The 20,256-nt window shown below is 39.3% G+C and carries 17 protein-coding genes and 2 pseudogenes; 10 read left to right on the top strand and 9 right to left on the bottom strand.

Going from position 1 to position 20,256, the window contains the following annotated elements:
* The first annotated feature begins 302 nt into the window (after positions 1–302).
* The 8 genes and pseudogenes from priA to H5968_RS26045 form a co-directional block, all read left to right on the top strand.
* Positions 303–2,969, top strand: coding sequence for a primosomal protein N' (priA, locus tag H5968_RS04795; RefSeq protein ID WP_187039028.1), 2,667 nt, complete (start codon positions 303–305; stop codon positions 2,967–2,969).
* A 784-nt stretch (positions 2,970–3,753) separates the two neighbouring features.
* A complete protein-coding gene (gene kdpA / locus H5968_RS04790; RefSeq protein ID WP_187038994.1) occupies positions 3,754–5,439 on the top strand; it encodes a potassium-transporting ATPase subunit KdpA in 1,686 nt (561 codons plus the stop codon).
* A 182-nt stretch (positions 5,440–5,621) separates the two neighbouring features.
* A complete protein-coding gene (kdpB, locus tag H5968_RS04785; protein WP_187039027.1) occupies positions 5,622–7,730 on the top strand; it encodes a potassium-transporting ATPase subunit KdpB in 2,109 nt (702 codons plus the stop codon).
* Positions 7,731–7,871: 141 nt separating this feature from the next.
* Complete coding sequence (gene kdpC / locus H5968_RS04780; RefSeq protein ID WP_187039026.1) at positions 7,872–8,471, top strand: K(+)-transporting ATPase subunit C; 600 nt, start codon at positions 7,872–7,874, stop codon at positions 8,469–8,471.
* Between the two features lie 21 nt (positions 8,472–8,492).
* Positions 8,493–9,572 carry a universal stress protein gene (locus H5968_RS04775; protein ID WP_187038993.1) on the top strand — a complete coding sequence of 360 codons (1,080 nt, stop codon included), beginning with the start codon at positions 8,493–8,495 and terminating at the stop codon, positions 9,570–9,572.
* A gap of 137 nt (positions 9,573–9,709) precedes the next feature.
* Positions 9,710–10,930 (top strand): anhydro-N-acetylmuramic acid kinase, encoded by a 1,221-nt coding sequence (locus tag H5968_RS04770; protein ID WP_187038992.1) that lies wholly within the window; start codon positions 9,710–9,712, stop codon positions 10,928–10,930.
* Positions 10,931–11,146: 216 nt separating this feature from the next.
* Positions 11,147–11,593 carry a hypothetical protein gene (locus tag H5968_RS04765; protein ID WP_187038991.1) on the top strand — a complete coding sequence of 149 codons (447 nt, stop codon included), beginning with the start codon at positions 11,147–11,149 and terminating at the stop codon, positions 11,591–11,593.
* Positions 11,594–11,980: 387 nt separating this feature from the next.
* Positions 11,981–12,127 (top strand): annotated as a pseudogene (locus H5968_RS26045) (transposase); the annotation flags it as partial.
* A 171-nt stretch (positions 12,128–12,298) separates the two neighbouring features.
* Here H5968_RS26045 and H5968_RS04755 read toward each other — a convergent pair.
* The 3 genes and pseudogenes from H5968_RS04755 to H5968_RS04745 form a co-directional block, all read right to left on the bottom strand.
* Positions 12,299–12,577 carry a type II toxin-antitoxin system RelE/ParE family toxin gene (locus H5968_RS04755; protein WP_187038990.1) on the bottom strand — a complete coding sequence of 93 codons (279 nt, stop codon included), beginning with the start codon at positions 12,575–12,577 and terminating at the stop codon, positions 12,299–12,301.
* Positions 12,574–12,840, bottom strand: coding sequence for a CopG family ribbon-helix-helix protein (locus tag H5968_RS04750; RefSeq protein ID WP_096568974.1), 267 nt, complete (start codon positions 12,838–12,840; stop codon positions 12,574–12,576). The genes H5968_RS04755 and H5968_RS04750 overlap by 4 nt, the downstream gene beginning before the upstream one ends.
* Positions 12,841–12,983: 143 nt before the next feature.
* A pseudogene (locus tag H5968_RS04745) lies at positions 12,984–13,204 on the bottom strand (MFS transporter); the annotation flags it as partial.
* On the opposite strand from H5968_RS04745, the gene H5968_RS04740 reads away from it, so the two are divergent.
* Positions 13,201–13,347, top strand: coding sequence for a hypothetical protein (locus tag H5968_RS04740; protein ID WP_162501847.1), 147 nt, complete (start codon positions 13,201–13,203; stop codon positions 13,345–13,347). The pseudogene H5968_RS04745 and the gene H5968_RS04740 sit on opposite strands and share 4 nt — an antisense overlap.
* Before the next feature lie 268 nt (positions 13,348–13,615).
* On the opposite strand, the gene H5968_RS04735 is transcribed toward H5968_RS04740, so the two are convergent.
* The gene (locus tag H5968_RS04735) at positions 13,616–14,380 is read right to left on the bottom strand and encodes a DUF4058 family protein (RefSeq protein ID WP_187038989.1); all 765 of its coding nucleotides are present in this window, start codon (positions 14,378–14,380) and stop codon (positions 13,616–13,618) included.
* Positions 14,381–14,462: 82 nt separating this feature from the next.
* Positions 14,463–15,425, bottom strand: a complete 963-nt coding sequence (locus tag H5968_RS04730; RefSeq protein ID WP_255427048.1) for a transposase — start codon at positions 15,423–15,425, stop codon at positions 14,463–14,465.
* Between the two features lie 158 nt (positions 15,426–15,583).
* Here H5968_RS04730 and H5968_RS25475 point away from each other — a divergent pair, with 158 nt between their 5' ends.
* Entirely contained in the window at positions 15,584–15,712 is a 129-nt protein-coding gene (locus tag H5968_RS25475; RefSeq protein WP_255427047.1) for a hypothetical protein, read from the top strand.
* A gap of 408 nt (positions 15,713–16,120) precedes the next feature.
* Here H5968_RS25475 and H5968_RS04725 read toward each other — a convergent pair whose 3' ends face one another.
* From H5968_RS04725 to H5968_RS04710, 4 genes are all read right to left on the bottom strand, one after another.
* Entirely contained in the window at positions 16,121–16,318 is a 198-nt protein-coding gene (locus H5968_RS04725; RefSeq protein ID WP_096568971.1) for an NblA/ycf18 family protein, read from the bottom strand.
* A gap of 747 nt (positions 16,319–17,065) precedes the next feature.
* Positions 17,066–17,791, bottom strand: coding sequence for a Stp1/IreP family PP2C-type Ser/Thr phosphatase (locus tag H5968_RS04720; RefSeq protein ID WP_187038988.1), 726 nt, complete (start codon positions 17,789–17,791; stop codon positions 17,066–17,068).
* Positions 17,792–17,809: 18 nt separating this feature from the next.
* Positions 17,810–19,495 (bottom strand): AarF/ABC1/UbiB kinase family protein, encoded by a 1,686-nt coding sequence (locus H5968_RS04715; protein ID WP_187039025.1) that lies wholly within the window; start codon positions 19,493–19,495, stop codon positions 17,810–17,812.
* A gap of 138 nt (positions 19,496–19,633) precedes the next feature.
* A complete protein-coding gene (locus H5968_RS04710; protein WP_187038987.1) occupies positions 19,634–19,957 on the bottom strand; it encodes a DUF6825 family protein in 324 nt (107 codons plus the stop codon).
* Between the last annotated feature and the right edge of the window lie 299 nt (positions 19,958–20,256).

Here is a 20,256-nt window from a genome sequence, read left to right as displayed (position 1 = left end):
AAAACTATTGAATATCTATCAATAGGTGGAAAAAATCTACTACCTATTTAGTAGACAAAAACAACTCATTATTATCGGATATACTTTCATTTGTGTAGTTAGCATAAAATATTTATTGCACGTATTTTAGAAATTATTTTGTCTATAAGATTACATATAAACAAAGTTATCAACTATCATGAGTAATAAAAGTATTGCCAAATACAGTTTACTTGTAGTAAACTTAAAAAGTTAAAGTTAAGTAATCTCGACTAAGTTTATCCATTTGGGTGAGCAAATATCTCTTGAAAAAGCCAAAAATTATGTATATTCAGGATTTAAGTTTATCCACTCTAGTATTAGCTGAACCAGGATCATCATACCAGTCCAAAACAAATCTTTATCCTTGGATTGAAGTATTAGTGGATTTGTCAAAACTCTTAACATTTAAGACAAATAAGATACCAGAAGAGAATGTAGCAATTGATGAAACAGTTGAGGAAACATTAGAAAAAAACTTATTAAATGATGTCATACCAGAACAGGAGTTATCAGTTGATGAACTATCTAACAAAGACCTATTGATTTATAAGATACCAGAACATTTAGATATTAAACCGGGGGATATTTTAACAGTTCCCATTGGAGCGCAACAGGTAGGAGGAATAGCGATTCGTTTATTATCACAACCACCAGCAAATTTAGGACTAGAGAAAATTCGGGAAGTACAAGATGTAGTCAGCAAAGAATTTTTCTCTAGCATCTATTGGGAATTACTGAATCGCATCGCCGCCTATTACTACACACCATTAATTCAAGTCATTCGGGTAGCATTACCACCAGGATTATTAGGGCGATCGCAAAGTCGTCTGCGGCTAAAACCAGAAAATATTCCCAATGGTGCAGCCGAATTTTTACGTTCCCAAGCTGCCAAAGAAATACTGAAAATACTCGAATCGCAACCAGATGGAGATTACAGTTTTCAATACCTCAAACGTCAAGTCAAAGGTTTTTATGGGGCAAAAAAACAATTAATAGATAGAAACTGGGCAGAAAGCTATTTCAAATTCACCCAATCTAAACCACAAATGAAACTAGCAGTAACACTAGTTGATCATGGAAGATACATGAATCTCACTAAACGGCAACAAGAAATATTGAAAATACTGGGAGATCATGGTGGTGAATTATGGGTGACAGAGTGTGTAGAAATATGTCAAACTACACTACCTACTTTAAGAGGATTAGAACAAAAAGGTTGTATTGTCATTGAAGAACGGGAAAAACTACGCAGAGAACAAGGACCCAAAATAGCCGGGGATCAAGCCAAATTATTAACACCAGCCCAAACTAATGCTTTAGAAACCATCAAATCATTAAATGGATTTGCACAAATTTTATTACATGGGGTAACAGGATCAGGAAAAACCGAAGTTTACCTACAAGCGATCGCCCCCCTACTCAACCAAGGAAAATCAGCATTAGTATTAGTCCCAGAAATTGGACTTACACCCCAACTCACAGACAGATTTCGCGCCCGTTTTGGTAACAAAGTGCAAGTTTATCACAGCGCCCTTTCCGACGGTGAACGCTACGACACCTGGCGACAAATGTTTACCGGAGAACCGCAAGTAGTCATCGGTACACGCAGCGCCATTTTTTCCCCATTACCCAACTTAGGATTAATTATCCTCGACGAAGAACACGACAGCAGCTTTAAACAAGACTCACCCATACCCACCTATCACGCCCGTACAGTAGCCCAATGGCGTGCAGAATTAGAAAACTGCCCCCTAATTTTAGGTTCTGCTACCCCCTCCCTTGAAAGTTGGGTAAGTATCAAAGAAAGCAGGGGAGCAGGGAGCAGGGAGCAGGGGGAAGTTAATAACCCAGTTCCCAGTCCCCAATACCTATCTCTCCCACAACGCATCAACTCCAAACCCCTACCACCTATAGAAATAGTGGATATGCGTCAAGAGTTGAAAGAGGGAAATAGATCAATATTTAGTCGATCCCTGCAACAAGCTTTAGAAGAATTAAAAGAAAGAAAACAACAGGGAATATTATTTATTCATCGTCGGGGACATAGCACCTTTGTTTCCTGTCGTAGCTGTGGTTATGTGCTGGAATGTCCCAACTGTGATGTATCCTTGGCTTATCATCATGTAGAAGAAGGCGCACCCCAGTTATTAAAATGTCATTATTGTAATTATGGTCAACCACATCCTAAAAACTGTCCTCAATGTAGTTCACCCTACCTCAAATTCTTTGGTAGTGGTACTCAAAGAGTAACCCAGGAACTACAACGCCAATTTCCCCACATTAAACCAATTCGTTTTGATAGCGACACCACCCGCAAAAAAGGCGCACACCGCACCCTGATCAGCCAATTCGCCAACGGTGAAGCAGACTTATTAGTGGGTACACAAATGTTAACTAAAGGTTTAGACTTACCCCAAGTTACCCTAGTAGGAGTAGTTGCAGCTGATGGGTTGCTGCATTTATCAGATTATCGCGCTAGTGAAAGAGCTTTTCAAACCTTAACCCAAGTTGCAGGAAGGGCGGGAAGAGGAGAAGATCCCGGTAGAGTAATTATCCAAACCTACACCCCAGAACATCCAGTTATTGAAGCCGTGAAAACCCATGATTATCAATCTTTTTGTGATGCAGAATTAGAACAAAGGGAAGCACTTAATTATCCCCCCTATGGCAGATTAATATTATTGCGTTTGAGTAGCTCTGATCCCATAAAAGTGGAAAATACAGCCCAACTAATAGCGACAAATTTTAGCGAACAAGAAGGATTAGAGATATTAGGACCAGCACCAGCTAGTATTCTACGAGTAGCTAATCGTTATCGGTGGCAAATATTATTGAAATTTGCGCCTGATACACTGCCTAATTTACCAGATTGGGAAGAAATCAGAAAGATTAGTAATTCTGCCGCAGTCAGCCTCACCATTGATGTAGACCCCATCAATATAATGTAAATAATCATATTGTGTTTTTACAGACTAAATGAATGCAGGACTTACGCAAGTGTCACAAGGAAAGTCTAAATTTAAGTCTGTAGTAGGCACTTTAGTGCCAAAAATAAGCGATAAATCGCTTACTACGAACAGAGAAATATGCCAGTTGCGTAAGTCCTAGAATGTATAGAATATGCTTAGAGGATGTCTGAAAACTTTTTCCTGCGGTATCCAACATTCGCAGATCCCCCTAAATCCCACTTTTCAAGGGGGACTTTGAAGAATTTAGCCCCCCTTTTTAAGGGGGTTGGGGGGATCTCAACAAAACCTGATACTTCTTAGACATCCTCTTAAACAATCAGGATTTTTCCTCAAATTCGGAAATATAGAATATAATCATCTGCTAACCTCAGTTCTTATCGCTTGTGGAGAAATGACCCTCTACCCAGATTTGGTAACAAGTTTGGGTAAGGATGCTCATTGAAACAAGAATCCCCGTCCTTTTAAGGCGGGGAGCGTCAAAGGGTTAGGTTGTTAAAAGAGTGTAAAGTTATACGAATTGACAGTGTTATTGTAAGAAAAATATCACGATTTTTTTATATTCTTGCAAGAGTGTCAATTAAGTAAAATTGAAATATTCTTAAATACAAATTCAACAAACATTCAAAAACTAATGCAACAAGATTGATAAATTGAGGTGATATTCAGACATCATCCAATCTTAGCAATCAAATTTACCAATAGTTTAGGTATTATTTTTCAATATTGACTGGCTAGAACTTCAGTGTAATCGAGTAATAAATAAATGGGACAAGGTTTTTTACAAATTGCGTTAACCCTATGTATTGTCATAGCTATCACACCCCGATTGGGACAATACATAGCCCGTGTTTTTTTGGGAGAAAGCACAATACTTGATCCCATCATGAACCCGATAGAAAAAATTTTCTACCTAGTGGGGGGTGTAAGTAAAAAAGAGGAGATGACAGCTTGGCAGTATATCCGGGCAGTTATCAGTAGTAACCTGATCATGGCAATTTCTGTGTATTTACTAATCTCTTTTCAGGGAATACTGCCTTGGAATCCCAACGGTTTAGTAATGCCTACATGGGATACAGTGCTACATACTACCATATCCTTTTTGACTAACACTGACCAGCAACATTACATAGGGGAAACAACATTAAGCTATTTTAGCCAAACAGCAGCTTTAGGCTTTTTAATGTTCACCTCAGCAGCAACTGGTTTAGCAGTAGGAATAGCATTTATTCGGGGGTTAACAGGTCGAAAGTTAGGGAATTTTTACGTTGATATTACCCTTGCCATTACTAGGATATTGTTGCCCCTTTCAATTATTGGGGCGATCGCTCTCCTGGCTTTAGGTGTACCACAAACATTAGAAGGTACTTTAGTTGTCCAAACCCTAGACGGAGGAACACAGTACATAGCCAGAGGTCCTGTTGCTTCCTTTGAAATGATCAAACTGTTAGGCAACAACGGCGGCGGCTTTTTTGCAGCTAACTCAGCCCATCCCTTTGAAAATCCCAATGGTGCTTCTAATTTACTAGAAATCATTGCCATGATGGCAATTCCCTCATCCTTAATTTATACCTACGGTGTATTTGCCAATAACCAGAAACAAACTTGGTTACTGTTTTGGATGGTGTTTGTAATCTTCATAGTTATGATCTGGGTTACAGCAGTGGGTGAACTGCAAGGAAATCCCATTATTAACCAAGCTTTAAATACAGAACTACCGAATTTAGAAGGAAAAGAAGTAAGATTTGGCTGGGCAGAAACAGCATTTTGGGCGGTGACAACCACTGCTACCATGACCGGTGCAATTAACGGAATGCACGATTCCTTAATGCCCCAAGGTATATTTTCTAGCTTATTCAATTTATTTGTACAGATAATTTGGGGAGGACAAGGAACAGGAACAGCCTACCTATTTATTTATCTGATCCTGACCGTCTTTATAACTGGGTTAATGGTAGGACGCACCCCCGAATTTTTAGGACGCAAAATAGAACAACGGGAAATATTTCTGGCCAGCGTCGTCCTACTAATTCATCCGATCATGGTATTAGTCCCTAGTGCGATCGCCCTAGCTTATCCCATATCCCTATCAGGAATCAGTAACCCCGGTTTTCACGGTATTTCCCAAGTAGTTTATGAATACGCATCAGCGGCAGCTAACAATGGTTCTGGACTAGAGGGATTGAAAGACAACTCTTTATGGTGGAACTTGAGTAGCAGTTTCAGCATATTAGCAGGGCGTTACATTCCCATTATTGCCCTGATCCTATTAGCTGATAGTATGTCCCGTAAACCAAAAGTTCCCCAAACTCGTGGTACTCTCAAAACCGACTCTTTCCTATTTACCAGCGTTACAGCTTTTGTAGCCATAATTTTAGCCGTCCTCACTTTCTTCCCAGTTTTAGCCCTTGGTCCAGTCGCCGAAGGTTTAAAATTAGCATCTGGAAGTTAGGGTACTGGGGACTGGTGACTGGTGACTGGTGACTGGGAGAAAAATTTTAGATTTTAGATTTTAGATTTTAGATTGGGGATAACAAAAACAATCCAAAATCCAAAATCCAAAATCCAAAATTGAATTACCAATCACCAATTACCAATCACCAATCACCAATCACCAATCACCAATCACCCTTTATGAACTCTGCTGCAACTACCCCAAGACCGAAATCTTCTCGTTTGCGTCCCCGCGATCGCCGTATCAAACGTAAAAAAACACGGCGGATTAGTACCAAAGGACTCTACATCAGGGCAATGAGAGATACCTTTGTGAAGCTATCTCCCCAATATGCCATTAAAAATCCCATCATGTTTTTGGTGTGGTTGGGAACAGTCATTACCCTAGCTGCCACAATTTATCCCCCCATATTTGGACCCGTCACCCAGAAAAACCCCCAGCTTTTCAACGGTTTAGTTACAGTTATCTTATTTTTAACTGTGCTTTTTGCCAATTTTGCTGAAGCATTGGCACAAGGAAGAGGTAAAGCCCAAGCCGATGCTTTACGATCTACCCGTTCAGAAACCATAGCCAAAAAAATTGTCGTCGATGGCACAATCACAGAAATCCCTTCCACGGAACTGAAAAAAGGCGATACCGTTCATGTAGTTGCTGGTGATATCATCCCCGCCGATGGGGAAGTGATTATGGGTGTCGCTTCTGTTGATGAATCAGCCATTACCGGTGAATCAGCCCCAGTCCTCAAAGAATCAGGTTCAGATGTTGCCAGTTCTGTAACCGGTGGGACGCGCATTATCTCCGATGAATTAATCATCCGTATTACTGCTGACCCCGGTAAAGGATTTATTGACCGGATGATCAACTTAGTAGAAGGGGCAGAACGCACTAAAACACCTAATGAAATTGCTTTAACAATTTTACTGTCAGTGCTGACCTTGGCATTTTTGTTTGTAGTCGCCACCTTGCCCGCCTTTGCCTACTATGTCAACAGTCCTGTGAGCGTTACCGTATTAATTGCTCTTTTGGTTGCACTTATACCTACCACCATTGGCAGTTTACTTAGTGCTATTGGTATTGCGGGTATGGATAGAGTCGCCCAATTTAACATCATTGCTACTTCAGGACAGGCAGTGGAAGTCTGTGGAGATATAAATACTTTAGTCTTAGATAAAACAGGTACAATCACTTTGGGAAACCGTTTAGCAGAAGCTTTTATACCCATCAACGGTCACTCAATGTCGGAAATTGCTAATGTGGCTTTAGCTGCCAGTATCTTTGACGATACTCCAGAAGGTAAATCTATTATCCGCTTGGCAGAAAAATTTGGCGCAAAATTTGATATAGACCGCAAACAAGCCCAAGGAGTAGAATTTTCTGCCAAAACCCGCATCAGTGGCACTAACTTTCCTGGTGGACATGAGGCACGAAAAGGTGCGGTGGGGGCAATTAAAGGCTTTGTTCGTTCTCGCAATGGACGGGAAACTCCAGAATTAGATAATGCTTATGAGGAAGTTTCTCATCAAGGAGGTACGCCTTTAGCTGTTTGTCTCGATAATGAAATCTATGGGGTGATTTATCTCAAAGATATTGTTAAACCCGGTATCCGCGAACGTTTTGAGCAACTGCGGCGCATGGGAGTCCGTACCGTGATGTTAACTGGAGATAACCGCATCACCGCTTCTGTTATTGCTAAAGAAGCAGGAGTAGATGAATTTATCGCCGAAGCTACACCAGAAGATAAAATCAGCGTCATCGAGCGGGAACAAGCAGAAGGTAAACTGGTGGCCATGACCGGAGATGGAACTAATGATGCTCCTGCTTTAGCTCAAGCTAATGTTGGTGTAGCCATGAATACGGGTACTCAAGCTGCTAAGGAAGCTGCTAATATGGTGGACTTAGACTCTGATCCTACCAAACTCATTGATATCGTTAGTATTGGTAAACAATTATTGATTACTCGTGGGGCATTGACGACATTTTCTATCGCCAATGACATTGCTAAATATTTTGCCATTATACCAGTAATTTTTGCAGCTGCTAATTTACAAGGCTTGAATATTATGAAGTTAACCAGTGTGAATTCGGCTGTATTATCGGCACTGATTTATAATGCTTTGATTATTCCGATTTTGATTCCTTTAGCATTGAAGGGTGTCAAATTTCGGCCTTTAACAGCCAATCAACTTCTGCAACGCAATATTTTTATTTATGGCTTAGGTGGTGTAATTGCTCCATTTATTGCTATTAAATTCATAGATATGCTAATTACAGTTGCAGGTTTAGCTTAATCGGGGACTGGTGACTGGTGATTGGTGACTGGCGACTGGGTAATCAATTTTATTTTTTCCAACTACCAATTACCAACTACCAATCACCAATTACCAATCACCAATTACCAATCACCAATTACCAATTACCAATTACCAATTATGGTGTTTATTCGAGAAACTATCCGCGCTATGCGGATGATTTTATTACTTTGGTTGTTAACAGCAATTATTTATCCTGTAGCAATATTAGGCTTTGGTCAGTTCGCCTTCCCTTCTTCAGCTAATGGCAGCATTGTTTTAAATATAAACGCTGAACCAATAGGTTCCTCTTTACTTGGTCAAATTTTCACATCAGATAAATATTTTCAGAGTCGTCCCAGTGCTGTGAGATATAGCCAAGGTAGAATAGCTAGACCAACTGGTATATCAGGGGGTAGTAATCTTGCTCCTAGTAATTCAGAACTAACTAAGAGAATTATTGAAGAAGCAACTCAGTTTCAAGATGAAAATATACAACCTGCGGCTGATTTAATTTACTCTTCTGGTTCTGGTTTAGATCCTCATATTTCTTTGAAGGCAATACGTCAGCAGTTAGCCAGAGTTGCACAAGCACGGGGTATTAAAGAAGATGAAATTATCCCTTTAATTAATAAGTATACTGATGGCAGATTTTTAGGTATTTTTGGTGAACCAGGAGTTAATGTTTTGCGTTTAAATTATGCTCTAGATTTGCAAGAAATTAACCGTCAGGAAAATTAATAATCAATTAACACTGATTCTATGTATTTCCAAGGACGAGGAAAACACAAAATCTTTATTGGCATGGCTCCAGGGGTAGGTAAAACCTATCGAATGTTGGAAGAGGGACACGCGCTCAAACAGGAAGGTATTGATGTTGTTATCGGACTGTTAGAAACTCATGGTAGAAAAGAAACGGCAGAAAAAGCTGAAGGTTTAGAAATCATACCGCCAAAATTATGGTCTCTTGGTGATTTAATGTTACCAGAAATAGATACTCAGGCAATTATTAACCGTTGTCCTCAATTAGTATTAGTCGATGAACTTGCCCATACTAATGTTCCTGGTTCACCACGAGAAAAACGTTATGAAGATGTGGAAGTTGTTTTGGCAGCAGGTATTGATGTCTACTCAACTATGAATGTTCAACACCTGGAAAGTCTTAATGATATAGTAGCAAGAATTACGGGTGTAGTTGTGCGTGAGCGAGTCCCCGATAAACTTTTAGAAGTGGCGGATGAGGTAGTTGTTGTAGATGTAACACCAGAAACTTTGGAAGAAAGGTTATTAGAAGGCAAAATATATGCCCATGATCAAATTAAATCAGCTTTAGATAACTTTTTTCAAAGACGTAATTTAATCGCTTTACGAGAATTAGCTTTACGGGAAGTTGCTGATAGTGTAGAAGAAGATGCCATTGCTTGTATACAGAAAAGTCAAAGTTTTAGTGTTCACGAAAGAGTTTTAGTTTGTGTATCTACTTACCCTAATTCTGTACAACTTTTACGTCGGGGCGCAAGATTAGCTGGTTATATAAATGCTCCTTTGTATGTTTTATTTGTGGCTAATCCTGACCATTTTCTAACTAAAGAAGAAAGCCTACACGTTGATATTTGTGAAAATTTATGTAAAGAATTTAATGGAATTTTTATTCGGGTAAGTAATAGTAATATTGCTAAGGCAATTGTAGAAGTCGCAGAAAAATATGGTATTACTCAGATAGTTATTGGTGCGAGTAGGCGTTCTCGTTGGGAAATTCTGCTGAAAGGTTCTTTAATTCAAAAATTGGTGGGTTTGCTAAAAAATATTGATTTACATATTATTGCCACTGGGAAAAATTAGAAATTTAAAAGTCAGGTGTCAGGAGTCAGAATATTGGTTAAATCAGGAATTAACAGATTCACGATTGTATAAATGGTTTTCATCAAGGTAACATTTAAGTTAAACTACTTTTTAAAATCACACCAGAATCTCTGTCAATGCACCCGACTCGTGTTATAGGTTTAATGAGTGGCACATCTGTGGATGGGATAGATGCTGCCTTGGTAGAAATTGTTGGTACAGATTTGGATCTGAAAGTTGAATTATTAGCCGGGAAAACCTATCCTTACCCTGCTGCACTACGAGAAAAAATATTGGCGATCTGTGGTGGTGCGCCTATCTCAATGGCAGAACTGGCAGCCATAGATGATGCGATCGCTCTTGTTTTTGCCCAAGCAGCCCAAAATATTCAAGTCGGTTATCCCCCTGCCACCCTTATCGGTTCTCACGGTCAAACTGTTTACCATCGACCTCCAGGATTTTCTATTTCAGAAAATTCTGTTTCAGCAAATATTTTACCCAGTCATCAGTCACCATTCCCCTATCCCCAATCATTAGGTTACAGTTTGCAGCTTGGCCGGGGTGCTTTAATTTCTCGCCTGACAGGTATTACTACTATTAGTAATTTCCGTGTGGCTGATATTGCTGTTGGTGGTCATGGTGCGCCTCTTGTTCCTAGAGTCGATGCCTATTTACTGAGTCATCCCCAGGAAGCACGTTGTATTCAAAATGTTGGTGGTATTGGTAATGTAACTTATCTACCTCCCCGGCGTGATGACTGGTTAAATCAAATTCGTGGTTGGGATACTGGTCCTGGAAATAGTCTCTTGGATTTGGCAGTGCAATATTTTAGCAATGGTGCTAAAAGTTATGATGAAAATGGTAGTTGGGCTGCTAGTGGTAGTCCCTGTTATCCATTGGTAGAAAAATGGCTAAGTCAAGATTATTTTCGTTTACCACCTCCTAAATCTACTGGTCGGGAGTTATTTGGTGTAACTTATCTACATCAGTGTTTACAAGACTGTCAAGCATATCAACTTAGTCCAGCAGATGTGCTGGCAACAATTACAGAACTCACGGCTGCTTCGATTGTTAATAGTTACCATGCTTTTTTACCGCGAATGCCAAAATGTTTATTATTATGTGGAGGGGGTAGTCAGAATCTTTACTTAAAACACAGGTTAGAGCTATTGTTGAAATCAGTAAAAGTTTTAACTACAGATGAAGCCGGGGTAAGTGCAGAGTTTAAAGAAGCGATCGCTTTCGCTATTTTAGCCTACTGGAGACAGTTAGGTCTTCCTGGTAATTTACCCGTTGCAACTGGAGCAGATCAAGAAGTGGTTTTAGGAGAAGTACATCCGGTGACAGGTGATAAGTGAGGAAAATTTTAGATTTTAGATGTTAGATTTTAGATTGGAAATCACAAAAACAATACCTTCGGGTGATGCCTCCGGCACGTTACGCTAACAGCAGTTGCTCATGGGGAAACCCCCAAGAACTCACTGCTTGACCAAAATCCAAAATCCAAAATCAATAACTCCTGACTCCTGACTCCTAAGATTATTGTTGTTGAAAAAATCAAAGGAATTTATAAGGTGGCTCACAGTTTTTTGTTGCAACCAGGACGCTGGATCATGCAAGGAAGTTGGTTGGAAAGAAATAGTATGCCGATCAGCTTTAAAGGTATGACTTTGGTAGTTTGGGATCGTGATGATTGGTTTTCTATGGCGACAAAGTTGGTGTTTCCTGGTAGCGATCGTTCAGAAATATCTTGCCAATATAAAGGTAGACTGCATGAAGGCGATCGCCAATATACTTTTTTGCTTCAGCATAATATATTTGGACAGATTGAAGGTGAAGGTTGGATTTGCCCAGATACCATCGTACAGCGTTATTGGGTCCTGGGCGATCGCGAACGTCGCAGCGGTTTTGAAACTTTACACCAGATTTCAGAAGATAGTTATTACCTGACTAGCGGTATCTTAGCAGGTCATTTTCTCACTAGTACCATGGAGGCCAGCCTAGAACGTCAAGTCAAGTAAATACATCAGGAGTTAGGAGTCAGGAGTCAGGAGTCGTAAGGGCAAAGCGTTGGTAAAATAGCCTTGGACAAAAATTTATAATTAGTCGCCCGAATCCTTCGCCCCTACCACTCCTGATTTCTACGATTATTGTGGTTGAAAAAATCAAAGGAATTTATAACCCACATTCCGCACTTCAATTTGTAGTACATATACAAGATGAGGTTTTGAGAGATAGATATTTTGCGTAAGTCCTTCAAAAATCTCCACACCAGGTATCTCGTCTGACAACTATCTGGGTAGATGGTGGTTTTGACGGTGAGCCGTTTATGCAGTGGGACATGGATTTTTGTCGTTGGATTATTCAGGTAGTTCTTCGACCAGAGCAGACCAAGGGGCCTTCCTTTACTCAAAAAACGTTGGGTGGTGGAACGCACTTACGGTTGGTTGATGGGGTGTCGGCGATTAGTCAGAGATTATGAGTTATTACCCGAAACCTCTGAGACTTTTATCTACCTTGCCATAATCCGTATTATGGTGAGGCGACTTGCTTAAATTTTGACTGCCAAAAACTTTTCAAACACCCTCTTACGGTTAACCGAAAGTTCAGATAAAACGTGCTTGTAATCTATTTCTGGGTGCTGAGTCATACTGGGTTACTCAAGATAAACATAACATATAGAATTATACAAGTTTGTGTGAGCTTTTTCTAACCTGATTCAGTTTTTACCCAAAATCACGAAACTCCTTACCGTGCCATATTCTTAATACAAAAATCCCATCCTCAAGACGTAAATATCGCACAACATAATCACCAGCTACAAGTTCACGGACATTTTCAAACTCCGGTATAGAACGCCCTATATCGGGATGCAGTACAAGTTTTGCGATCGCTTGTCGCAGCCGCAGAGATATGCGTTCTGCCGCTTTGGGATTATGAACTGCGATAAACTCTCGTAGACGAATCAAATCTTGAACTGCACTTTCCGAAAACGCTAATTTCATAGCAAAGGAGCCTTAGTTTCAGCCGCAGTTCCCCAAGTCTCCAACCATTTCATCACCTCTTCTCCTGATACCACGCGACTGGCTTCAATATCAGCTAAGGCTTCTTGAGTTTCTTCCAATATCCTTTGTTTAAGTTCTTCCTGCTCAATATACCGACGGAGAGCATCATTAATTATCCAACCTTTAGAACGCTTAGTACGGTTGGCAGTGATTTCAAGTTTCTCTTGTAAGTCATCATCAAGCCGAAAACTCGTGGTACTCATGAAATTACCTCAATAATGCACAACATTATATTGTATTATTTTTAATGTAATTCATTATTCATCAACTTTCAACCAGAGAAGTCATGAATAGTTCATTTCTCAGACTCCTTCTTTCTTTGCGTATTTGCGTGAGACTATTTCCCCTATAAATCCTCATGCAACGCCCCCAACTTGAGGATTTCCGGCCAAATCATCGCCGTCACAACCACCGCCAAAATCGTACCTATTCCCCCACTAACCACAGAGAAAACAGGTCCGAATAAAGCCGCAACCGCGCCAGATTCAAAACCCCCAACTCATTGGACGCACTAATAATAAACAAACTATTAATAGCCGCAACTCGACCACGTAAATGAGCAGGTGTGTTTTACATTAGGAGACAAGCAGGGTGCAATTAAAGATTTTCAAACAGCCGCAAATATATATCAAAAAGAAGGTAAGGAAACAGATTATCAAGATGCTATGGAGGAAATTAAAAACATAATCAAATATCGAAATCATGGTTAAAGATATTCCATTTACTGACCTAGAACAGTTGCTTTTCAAGATAGGTTTTACAAAAGTTCCAACAACAGGTTCTCAGCAAATCTATCAATATCCATTGTCAGGAAATTTGGTCATTTTACCAACTTAACGCACAACAGGCTTATGTTCAACCTGTGCATTTGGTAGCTGTACGTCGAGTATTGATAGAAAATGGGTTAATCAATACCAATTCTTTCGACAGTTTTTTAGGAAAGGTCGCAAGCTAAAGCATCACCTATAATTACACTGTCTACATATTATCCAAAATCTCCCTTACCCAAGCTTCCTGATCAGAAGATAAAGCAGGTTTTAGAACTTGTGAATAATCAATTGCTAAATCAAATCTAGCCCGTTCATAGATTTCATTAAGTAACCTCTGTAAATCAATCACAGGTTCATTTTCTCCTGAACGCAAAGGAACGGGAAACACAGGAATAGGATCTTGTAAATCAAAACTGTAAAGGTCTGCATCTGGTCGTTGATGACTGCGGCTAACTAAAATGTGATAATCGCTTTTAGTTGCTCCTAGAATTGGTAAAGATTCACCTAATCTCAATAAGTCAATTTCCACTAAATTAGTAGCAGATGCTAAAATTTTTTGTCGCTTGTTTTCGTAAACAGTTCTACCTTCCTTAGAGCGTTTATTTTTGGGAAAAAGTATTTCAATTACAGTCACTACTTCCCGGCTTTGTGTGGCTTTCACTTCCAAAAATCGCTCAATTACCTCTTCATACATGGGAACTTTAACTTTACTAGGTTCTGCTAGTTTTGTAGTAGTTAAAGTTGTCCCAGTTTCTGCATTATTATTTCTTTTCGCAACAGCTACATCAGCAATTCCCACTAGAAAAATATCATCCACACTTGTGTAAACTCGCTCCTCAATAGAAACCCTGTATTGAGGGGCAATTTGAGGAGTTAAATCATCAGCTATAGCGACAATCAAACGGTTATGTACTTGATGCCATAATTCAGGTTGTTCTAAATACGGATTCATACCGGGAAATGGATTTTGCATTTGCACTGTCTCCAACTTATTTACATCTCCTTTGATAGAATTATTTTATCGCTCTGTAGGTTGGCTTGACAATTTTTTTGGATTATACTATGCCTGGGGCGAGTTTAGTGATAGCATAACCTAAAGTATATTTAGTTAAGTGAGCAGTATTGCGTAGCTGCCTTCTAAATTCATAAAAGCCCATATCTGATATAGCTTTTGATAATTTCCCATTTGCTAACATCCCAGATACATTCAAATCTTCTATCCCTATCACCGCGTGGTTTTTGCTAATATAGGTAGTAATTTTGTGTAATGTATCTTTTCTGATATTGGCTATTTTTTGGTGTAATCTCGCTATTTTGATTTGTGCTTTTCTATAGTTATTTGAACCTACTTTTTTATGACGGTTCAAATATTGCATTCTTGCTAACTTTTTCTCATACTTTTTATAACTTTTTACTCCATCAAATACTTCTCCTGTTGATAATATTGCTAGATGATTTATTCCTAAATCAACTCCTACAAACTCCTGATTTTTATGGGTTTGAGTCGTTTCTATTTCTATTTTCCAAGAGATAAACCACTTGTCAGCTTGTTTACTGATGGTGACAGATTTCAGTTGATATCCTGTAGGGAGAATTTCATAAGTTTTTATCCAACCAATTACGGGTACTTTTACCTTTCTGTAGTCAATTTTTATGGCACCATCTAAGGTAAAAGAATCATGTTTACCCTTTTTCTTAAACTTAGTAAACCCTTTACTTTTCTTGAAGAAAGATTTAAAAGCATCTGAGAGATATCTTAATGCGTATTGAGGGGCGCATTTAGACACTTCATAATACCAAGGATGGGTAGATTTAATGGCTGCTACTAACCATTTGTGTAAATCTATGGCTGTGGGAAATTTGATTTTTTCTTCAGGATTAAGTTTATTATGTAATAATACCTGTTGACAAAGTGCTAAACCTTGATTCCAAGCGTGTCTGGCTACTCCTGCGTGTTGCGCTAGTAGTAGTCGTTGTTGCTTGTTAATTTTGAGTTGGGTTTTGAATCCTAGTAGCATACAGTGATTTTACTGTAATTCTGTCACAAAGCCAAAAGATGACAGGAAATTTTGAGTAAATGTGAGTATTTGTTAGTATTGGTTAAGAAAACAGTAACTAGCTACTAACCCCTATTCAACGCGAAAGACTGCAAGAGTGGCTAGAAATCAGCAAAGTATTGACATCATCCGCAGATGCTCAAGTTAGTAAAAATTTTCTCAAACAGGAGTATGAAAAGATAAAACGGCAAATATTAGCTAAACTGCAAACAAGTGATACTGGTTCATTCTTTGATATATCTGGATAATAAGTAAAGTTTTGTAAATAAAATTTCTTGATTAACGCAAATTATAGTTATATAGAATGTAAAGCTGAATTTAACTGCACTCTCGACATAAGAAAAAGATGCCGACATCCTTGGCAGCAGGAGGAAGCAAACAACAAACGGCTCTATTCTTTGAGATATGAGCTTTTTGGGTAATTTTTGTATTCCACTAAATTAGTTTCAGCTATATACAATAGCATCTTCTACAAAATTGGTCTGGGCATTATTAGACTGAAATATGATTACTGAATTTACCTGTGTCAGATCCTATGAGATCAAGAGTTAGGTGACTGGTAATCGAAGTTGACGCCCCAACATCCCCAGCTTTTTTCCGCTGGTGGAACCAAGCAAGAGAAGGAGGTCGCCCACTGCGACAAAAGCAAACCTACTCTATGCCATAGTGGAACCTGAATCTAATCCCCACTGATGCTTGAGAAGCTCTTTATAAGTTGCTTCCCTTACAACCATTTGTTCATAGAGTTTAACCAAAAACTCTTGTGCTTGTTCATGGCTCATGTTCTTGACCTGTGTAGCAAATGAACAAATGCTAAATTGCTGTTCCAAGGAAAGCTCTATTGGTTGATTCATAGTTAAAACCTCAAAAAACAACGCTTAACAGTGATATTGGTGACAGAAAAGCCAAGGGTTTGAGACTTGGGCTGATATTTGTTTTCAGCATTTGTTTTTCCTCTGTATTAAGAAAGATAACAATTGTTTGACAAATTGCCCAGTACCTTGCGGTTAATTTTTCTGTTTCTAAATCTTGCGTTTAAATCTAATGTTTTAAGCCCATGATTCCTGAAAGCAGGTTTTATGTAAATAGACTTATGGATCAATCAAGGATTTTTACAGTAGATTTATTTGAGCTTGATTGTTGATCCTTGCAGTTGGGACTAACAAGGGCGATAATTTCAAAATTTCAATTTTCTAAATAATAGATATCTCCGAAAATTACATAAGCATAACCTGAAACCCTTGGTAGGGACAATTCATGAATTGTCTCTACGTCTTTTTCGGAGAAGTCTAATGTAAATTTAGCCTCATCAGGTGAATTGAAAGGCTTAAAGATATTTTTAGCAATTTGCTAACATAAAAAATGCTCAAATTGAACAAAATGCTGAGTATATTTACTTTGTTGGTTTTTGGGCATTGGAAGATAGGGATATGGGAAGAATAGATAATTAGGGTTTGCTGAAAAAGTTATCTGTGAAAGACCAGTGACAGGTGACAGGTGACATTTTCGTAAAGTTTTCATATTTATATGGCTAACGCCACGCTACGCTATCAGCAACCCCTAATTCCCTATTCCCTATTCCCTATTCCCTATTATGAATTTTACTCAACATCTACAAGGACAACAGTAATGTTGTCGTGTCCACCTTCCTCTTTTGCTGCTTCCACCAAAGAAAAAGCAGCTTTATCAAGTACGGGAAAATTGTCAAGGCAAGTTTTAATTTGGGGAGCGACGAGTTCTTCCGTGAGTCCATCACTACATAAAAGTAAGCGATCGCCAACCTTGATATCTAATGTTTGTATATCAACCTGATGCAAATCTTCACGACCTAAACAGCGTGATAACACATGACGATAGGGATGTAATCGGGCTTCATCAGCGGAGATATCACCAAGTTTGATAGCTCTAGCGATCCAAGTATGATCCTCTGTGATTTGCTCTAATTGGGATTTCCGATAACGATATAATCTTGAATCGCCGATATGAGCGCACCAAGGTGGATCTGAATCACGAAAAACCACTACAACAGCAGTAGTCCCCATATCAGCACGTTCAGGATGATTTTGCTGATCCTGCAAAATTGCTTCATTAGCGAACAATAAAGCGTTTTCTAATAATTCTGGCGTAGATTCAGAAGATTGCCAATTTTTTTCTAAATATCCCCGAATTTCTTGGGTAGCAATGTGACTGGCCTGTTCTCCTCCTGCATGACCGCCCATACCGTCAGCAACTATAAAAAACCGTCCTTCCGGGTCTATATAGTAAGCATCTTGATTATTAGAACGAATAAGTCCCGGATCGGTCAAACCCGCGAAGTTAAGTTTCATAAATTTGTGCAGCAATAATTAATACTTCTGATCATAACGGTCAAGGCGTAAAATTAGGCGGAGAAGTACAAGTGAAACTCCGGCAGCAATTAAACCTGCTACTGCTGCTAACCATACATAATGATTCACCAAAAGAATCGTAGCAGAAATTGTAAATCCACTGATGATCAAAGCATAACTCATTCCCATTTGAATACTAGTTTGTCGCCTTAACAGACGTTCTGTTTCTAGGGAACGAACCCGCAGACGAATATCACCCCGTTCTAGTTTATCCAGTGTATCTTCTAATCGACGTGGTAGACCTAAAGCAGTGCTACTGACTTGTACTGCTTGACGACTTAATTCATTCAAGAAACTATTCCCCTCTGAACCACTACTATTAGTCATAAGTTCCATTGCATAAGGCTGGGCAACTTCCATAAAATTAAATTCTGGGTCTAAACCCTTTCCCACCCCTTCCAGGGTAGAAAAAGCCCGCATGACAAAGGTAAAAGTTGCTGGAAATCGGAATGGTTGATTGTAAGCTATTTCATACAGGTCTTCGCTGATGGCGGCCACTGATTGAGATTCAAAAGGTTTATCCATGAAGTTATCCAGCATATACTGGACAGAACGCAGCACCGGACCCATGTCGTCTATTGGTGCGATCGCACCCAAATCAATCAGAGACTGTACCACGCGATCGCCATCTTTTTGAGCGATGCCAAACAAAGTTTCCATCAATCCTTCGCGGACATTGGATTTAATTGTTCCCATCATCCCGAAGTCGTAGAAAATCAAAGCACCATCGGCACTAACAGCCAAATTACCAGGGTGGGGATCAGCGTGGAAGAAACCGTTATTTAGTAATTGGTGTAAATATGCTTGAGCGCCATAACGAGCGATCGCTTTCCGATCCACACCCGCAGCTTCTAAAGCGTCATATTGACTCACTTTAATTCCGGGAACATATTCCAAAGTAATGACCCTAGAAGTAGCATAACGCCAATAAACCCTGGGTACTTTCACCCAGTTATAAGCGCGGAAATTGCGGCGAAAAGTATCAGCATTGCGCCCTTCATTTAGGTAATCAATTTCCTCCCAGAGAATGCGACAACATTCTTCATAAATACCCATCCAATCTCGTCCCCGTCCCCATTTAGGGTGGTTCTGGAAGTAGCGGGCAATACCTTTGAGAATTTGTAAATCTATTTCAAACAGCTTTTTGAGTCCCGGACGTTGCACCTTGACAACTACCGATTCTCCAGAATGTAACACAGCTTTGTGAACTTGTCCCAAACTAGCAGCCGCCAGGGGAACTGGTTCAAAACTGTGGAATAGTTCAGGAATTTTTTTACCTAACTCCTGCTCAATAATTGCCTCTACTTGTTCATAGTTAAAGGCTGGTACTCTATCCTGTAACTTAGATAACTCTTCCACGTATTCACTAGGAAAGATATCAGCACGGGTAGAGAACAGCTGACCAACTTTAATAAAAGTCGGTCCCAAATTTAAAAAGGTCTCTCTAATCCAGATAGCTTGGGCTTTACGTCTAGCAGCTTGTTTAGCTTCCGTTACACCCCCAGGATAACTCCAAGCTTTATTATACCGCCAAATTTTGAACATTAAAGTCAGAACAAAAGACCAAATATCCACAAAACGGCGTTTGCTAGAGTATTTTTCCCGATTCCAACGGTAAGCCTTACCTGAATAACCTTGTTCCATATTTTTTTCGTACCGTTGGGTATTCACGGAATCTCCACTAATAACAGACACTCTTCGTAATGGGTAATAGGTAATGGGTAATAGGTAATGGGTAATAAATGTTATTTTTCCCTGTTCCCTATTCCCTGTTCCCTTTATCTATTTTGACGCACTGCGATATTTTTGTAATTCAGTGCGTAATAAGGCGATTTCTGCCCGCAATTCGTCAATTTCTGCTTGTAAGTCTGTAGAACCTACACCAGATGCACCGCTACCTGTGGTTGTTGCAGTTTCTGAGGCTTCGGCAGCCCGATTAGCTCGTGCTATGACTTCCTCTGTAAACTGGCGTAACTGTTCTCTGGCTTCAGCATCAAATTTACCCAGTTCGCTCAAAGCATCGGTCAAGGCGACTTCTACACGCTCATTAATTACTTCTGCTGCTGCTCTGCCTACAAAAAAGGCTTGCACAAGGGGATTACTCATAAATTTTTGTAAAGTTGCTCCGCAAGAAAATTATAACTTGCATTCAGCATCAGGTGTTGACTATCATTCAGAAGTTTATCAGTATTGGGACGCTAATGAATTTGTATAATTTTAGCTGGTAATCCCTCAAATACTGGAATTATTAAATAATTTTAATATCTAAATAATTATGAATACATACGTAAATATTTATTGCAATATATTTAATTTAATATTAAATATTTATTAGTTCAATTTAAATTAAGTAGAATAATTAAATTTAAATTGTCAGAATCAGGATTTGTCAGAATCAGGATGTC

The organism is Sphaerospermopsis sp. LEGE 00249 (genome assembly GCF_014299995.1).
GTDB classification, from domain to species: domain Bacteria; phylum Cyanobacteriota; class Cyanobacteriia; order Cyanobacteriales; family Nostocaceae; genus Sphaerospermopsis; species Sphaerospermopsis kisseleviana.
The sequence above is the reverse complement of the archived record's forward strand: the minus strand, read 5'-3'. Positions and strand labels throughout refer to the sequence as shown.

Excerpts from the sequence above, each read along its gene's own strand:
- priA (WP_187039028.1), top strand. The coding sequence starts at position 303 with ATGTATATTCAGGATTTAAGTTTATCCACTCTAGTATTAGCTGAACCA.
- kdpA (WP_187038994.1), top strand. The coding sequence starts at position 3,754 with ATGGGACAAGGTTTTTTACAAATTGCGTTAACCCTATGTATTGTCATA.
- kdpB (WP_187039027.1), top strand. The coding sequence starts at position 5,622 with ATGAACTCTGCTGCAACTACCCCAAGACCGAAATCTTCTCGTTTGCGT.
- kdpC (WP_187039026.1), top strand. The coding sequence starts at position 7,872 with ATGGTGTTTATTCGAGAAACTATCCGCGCTATGCGGATGATTTTATTA.
- H5968_RS04775 (WP_187038993.1), top strand. The coding sequence starts at position 8,493 with ATGTATTTCCAAGGACGAGGAAAACACAAAATCTTTATTGGCATGGCT.
- H5968_RS04770 (WP_187038992.1), top strand. The coding sequence starts at position 9,710 with ATGCACCCGACTCGTGTTATAGGTTTAATGAGTGGCACATCTGTGGAT.
- H5968_RS04755 (WP_187038990.1), bottom strand. The coding sequence starts at position 12,577 with ATGAAATTAGCGTTTTCGGAAAGTGCAGTTCAAGATTTGATTCGTCTA.
- H5968_RS04750 (WP_096568974.1), bottom strand. The coding sequence starts at position 12,840 with ATGAGTACCACGAGTTTTCGGCTTGATGATGACTTACAAGAGAAACTT.
- H5968_RS04735 (WP_187038989.1), bottom strand. The coding sequence starts at position 14,380 with ATGCAAAATCCATTTCCCGGTATGAATCCGTATTTAGAACAACCTGAA.
- H5968_RS04730 (WP_255427048.1), bottom strand. The coding sequence starts at position 15,425 with ATGCTACTAGGATTCAAAACCCAACTCAAAATTAACAAGCAACAACGA.
- H5968_RS04725 (WP_096568971.1), bottom strand. The coding sequence starts at position 16,318 with ATGAATCAACCAATAGAGCTTTCCTTGGAACAGCAATTTAGCATTTGT.
- H5968_RS04720 (WP_187038988.1), bottom strand. The coding sequence starts at position 17,791 with ATGAAACTTAACTTCGCGGGTTTGACCGATCCGGGACTTATTCGTTCT.
- H5968_RS04715 (WP_187039025.1), bottom strand. The coding sequence starts at position 19,495 with ATGGAACAAGGTTATTCAGGTAAGGCTTACCGTTGGAATCGGGAAAAA.
- H5968_RS04710 (WP_187038987.1), bottom strand. The coding sequence starts at position 19,957 with ATGAGTAATCCCCTTGTGCAAGCCTTTTTTGTAGGCAGAGCAGCAGCA.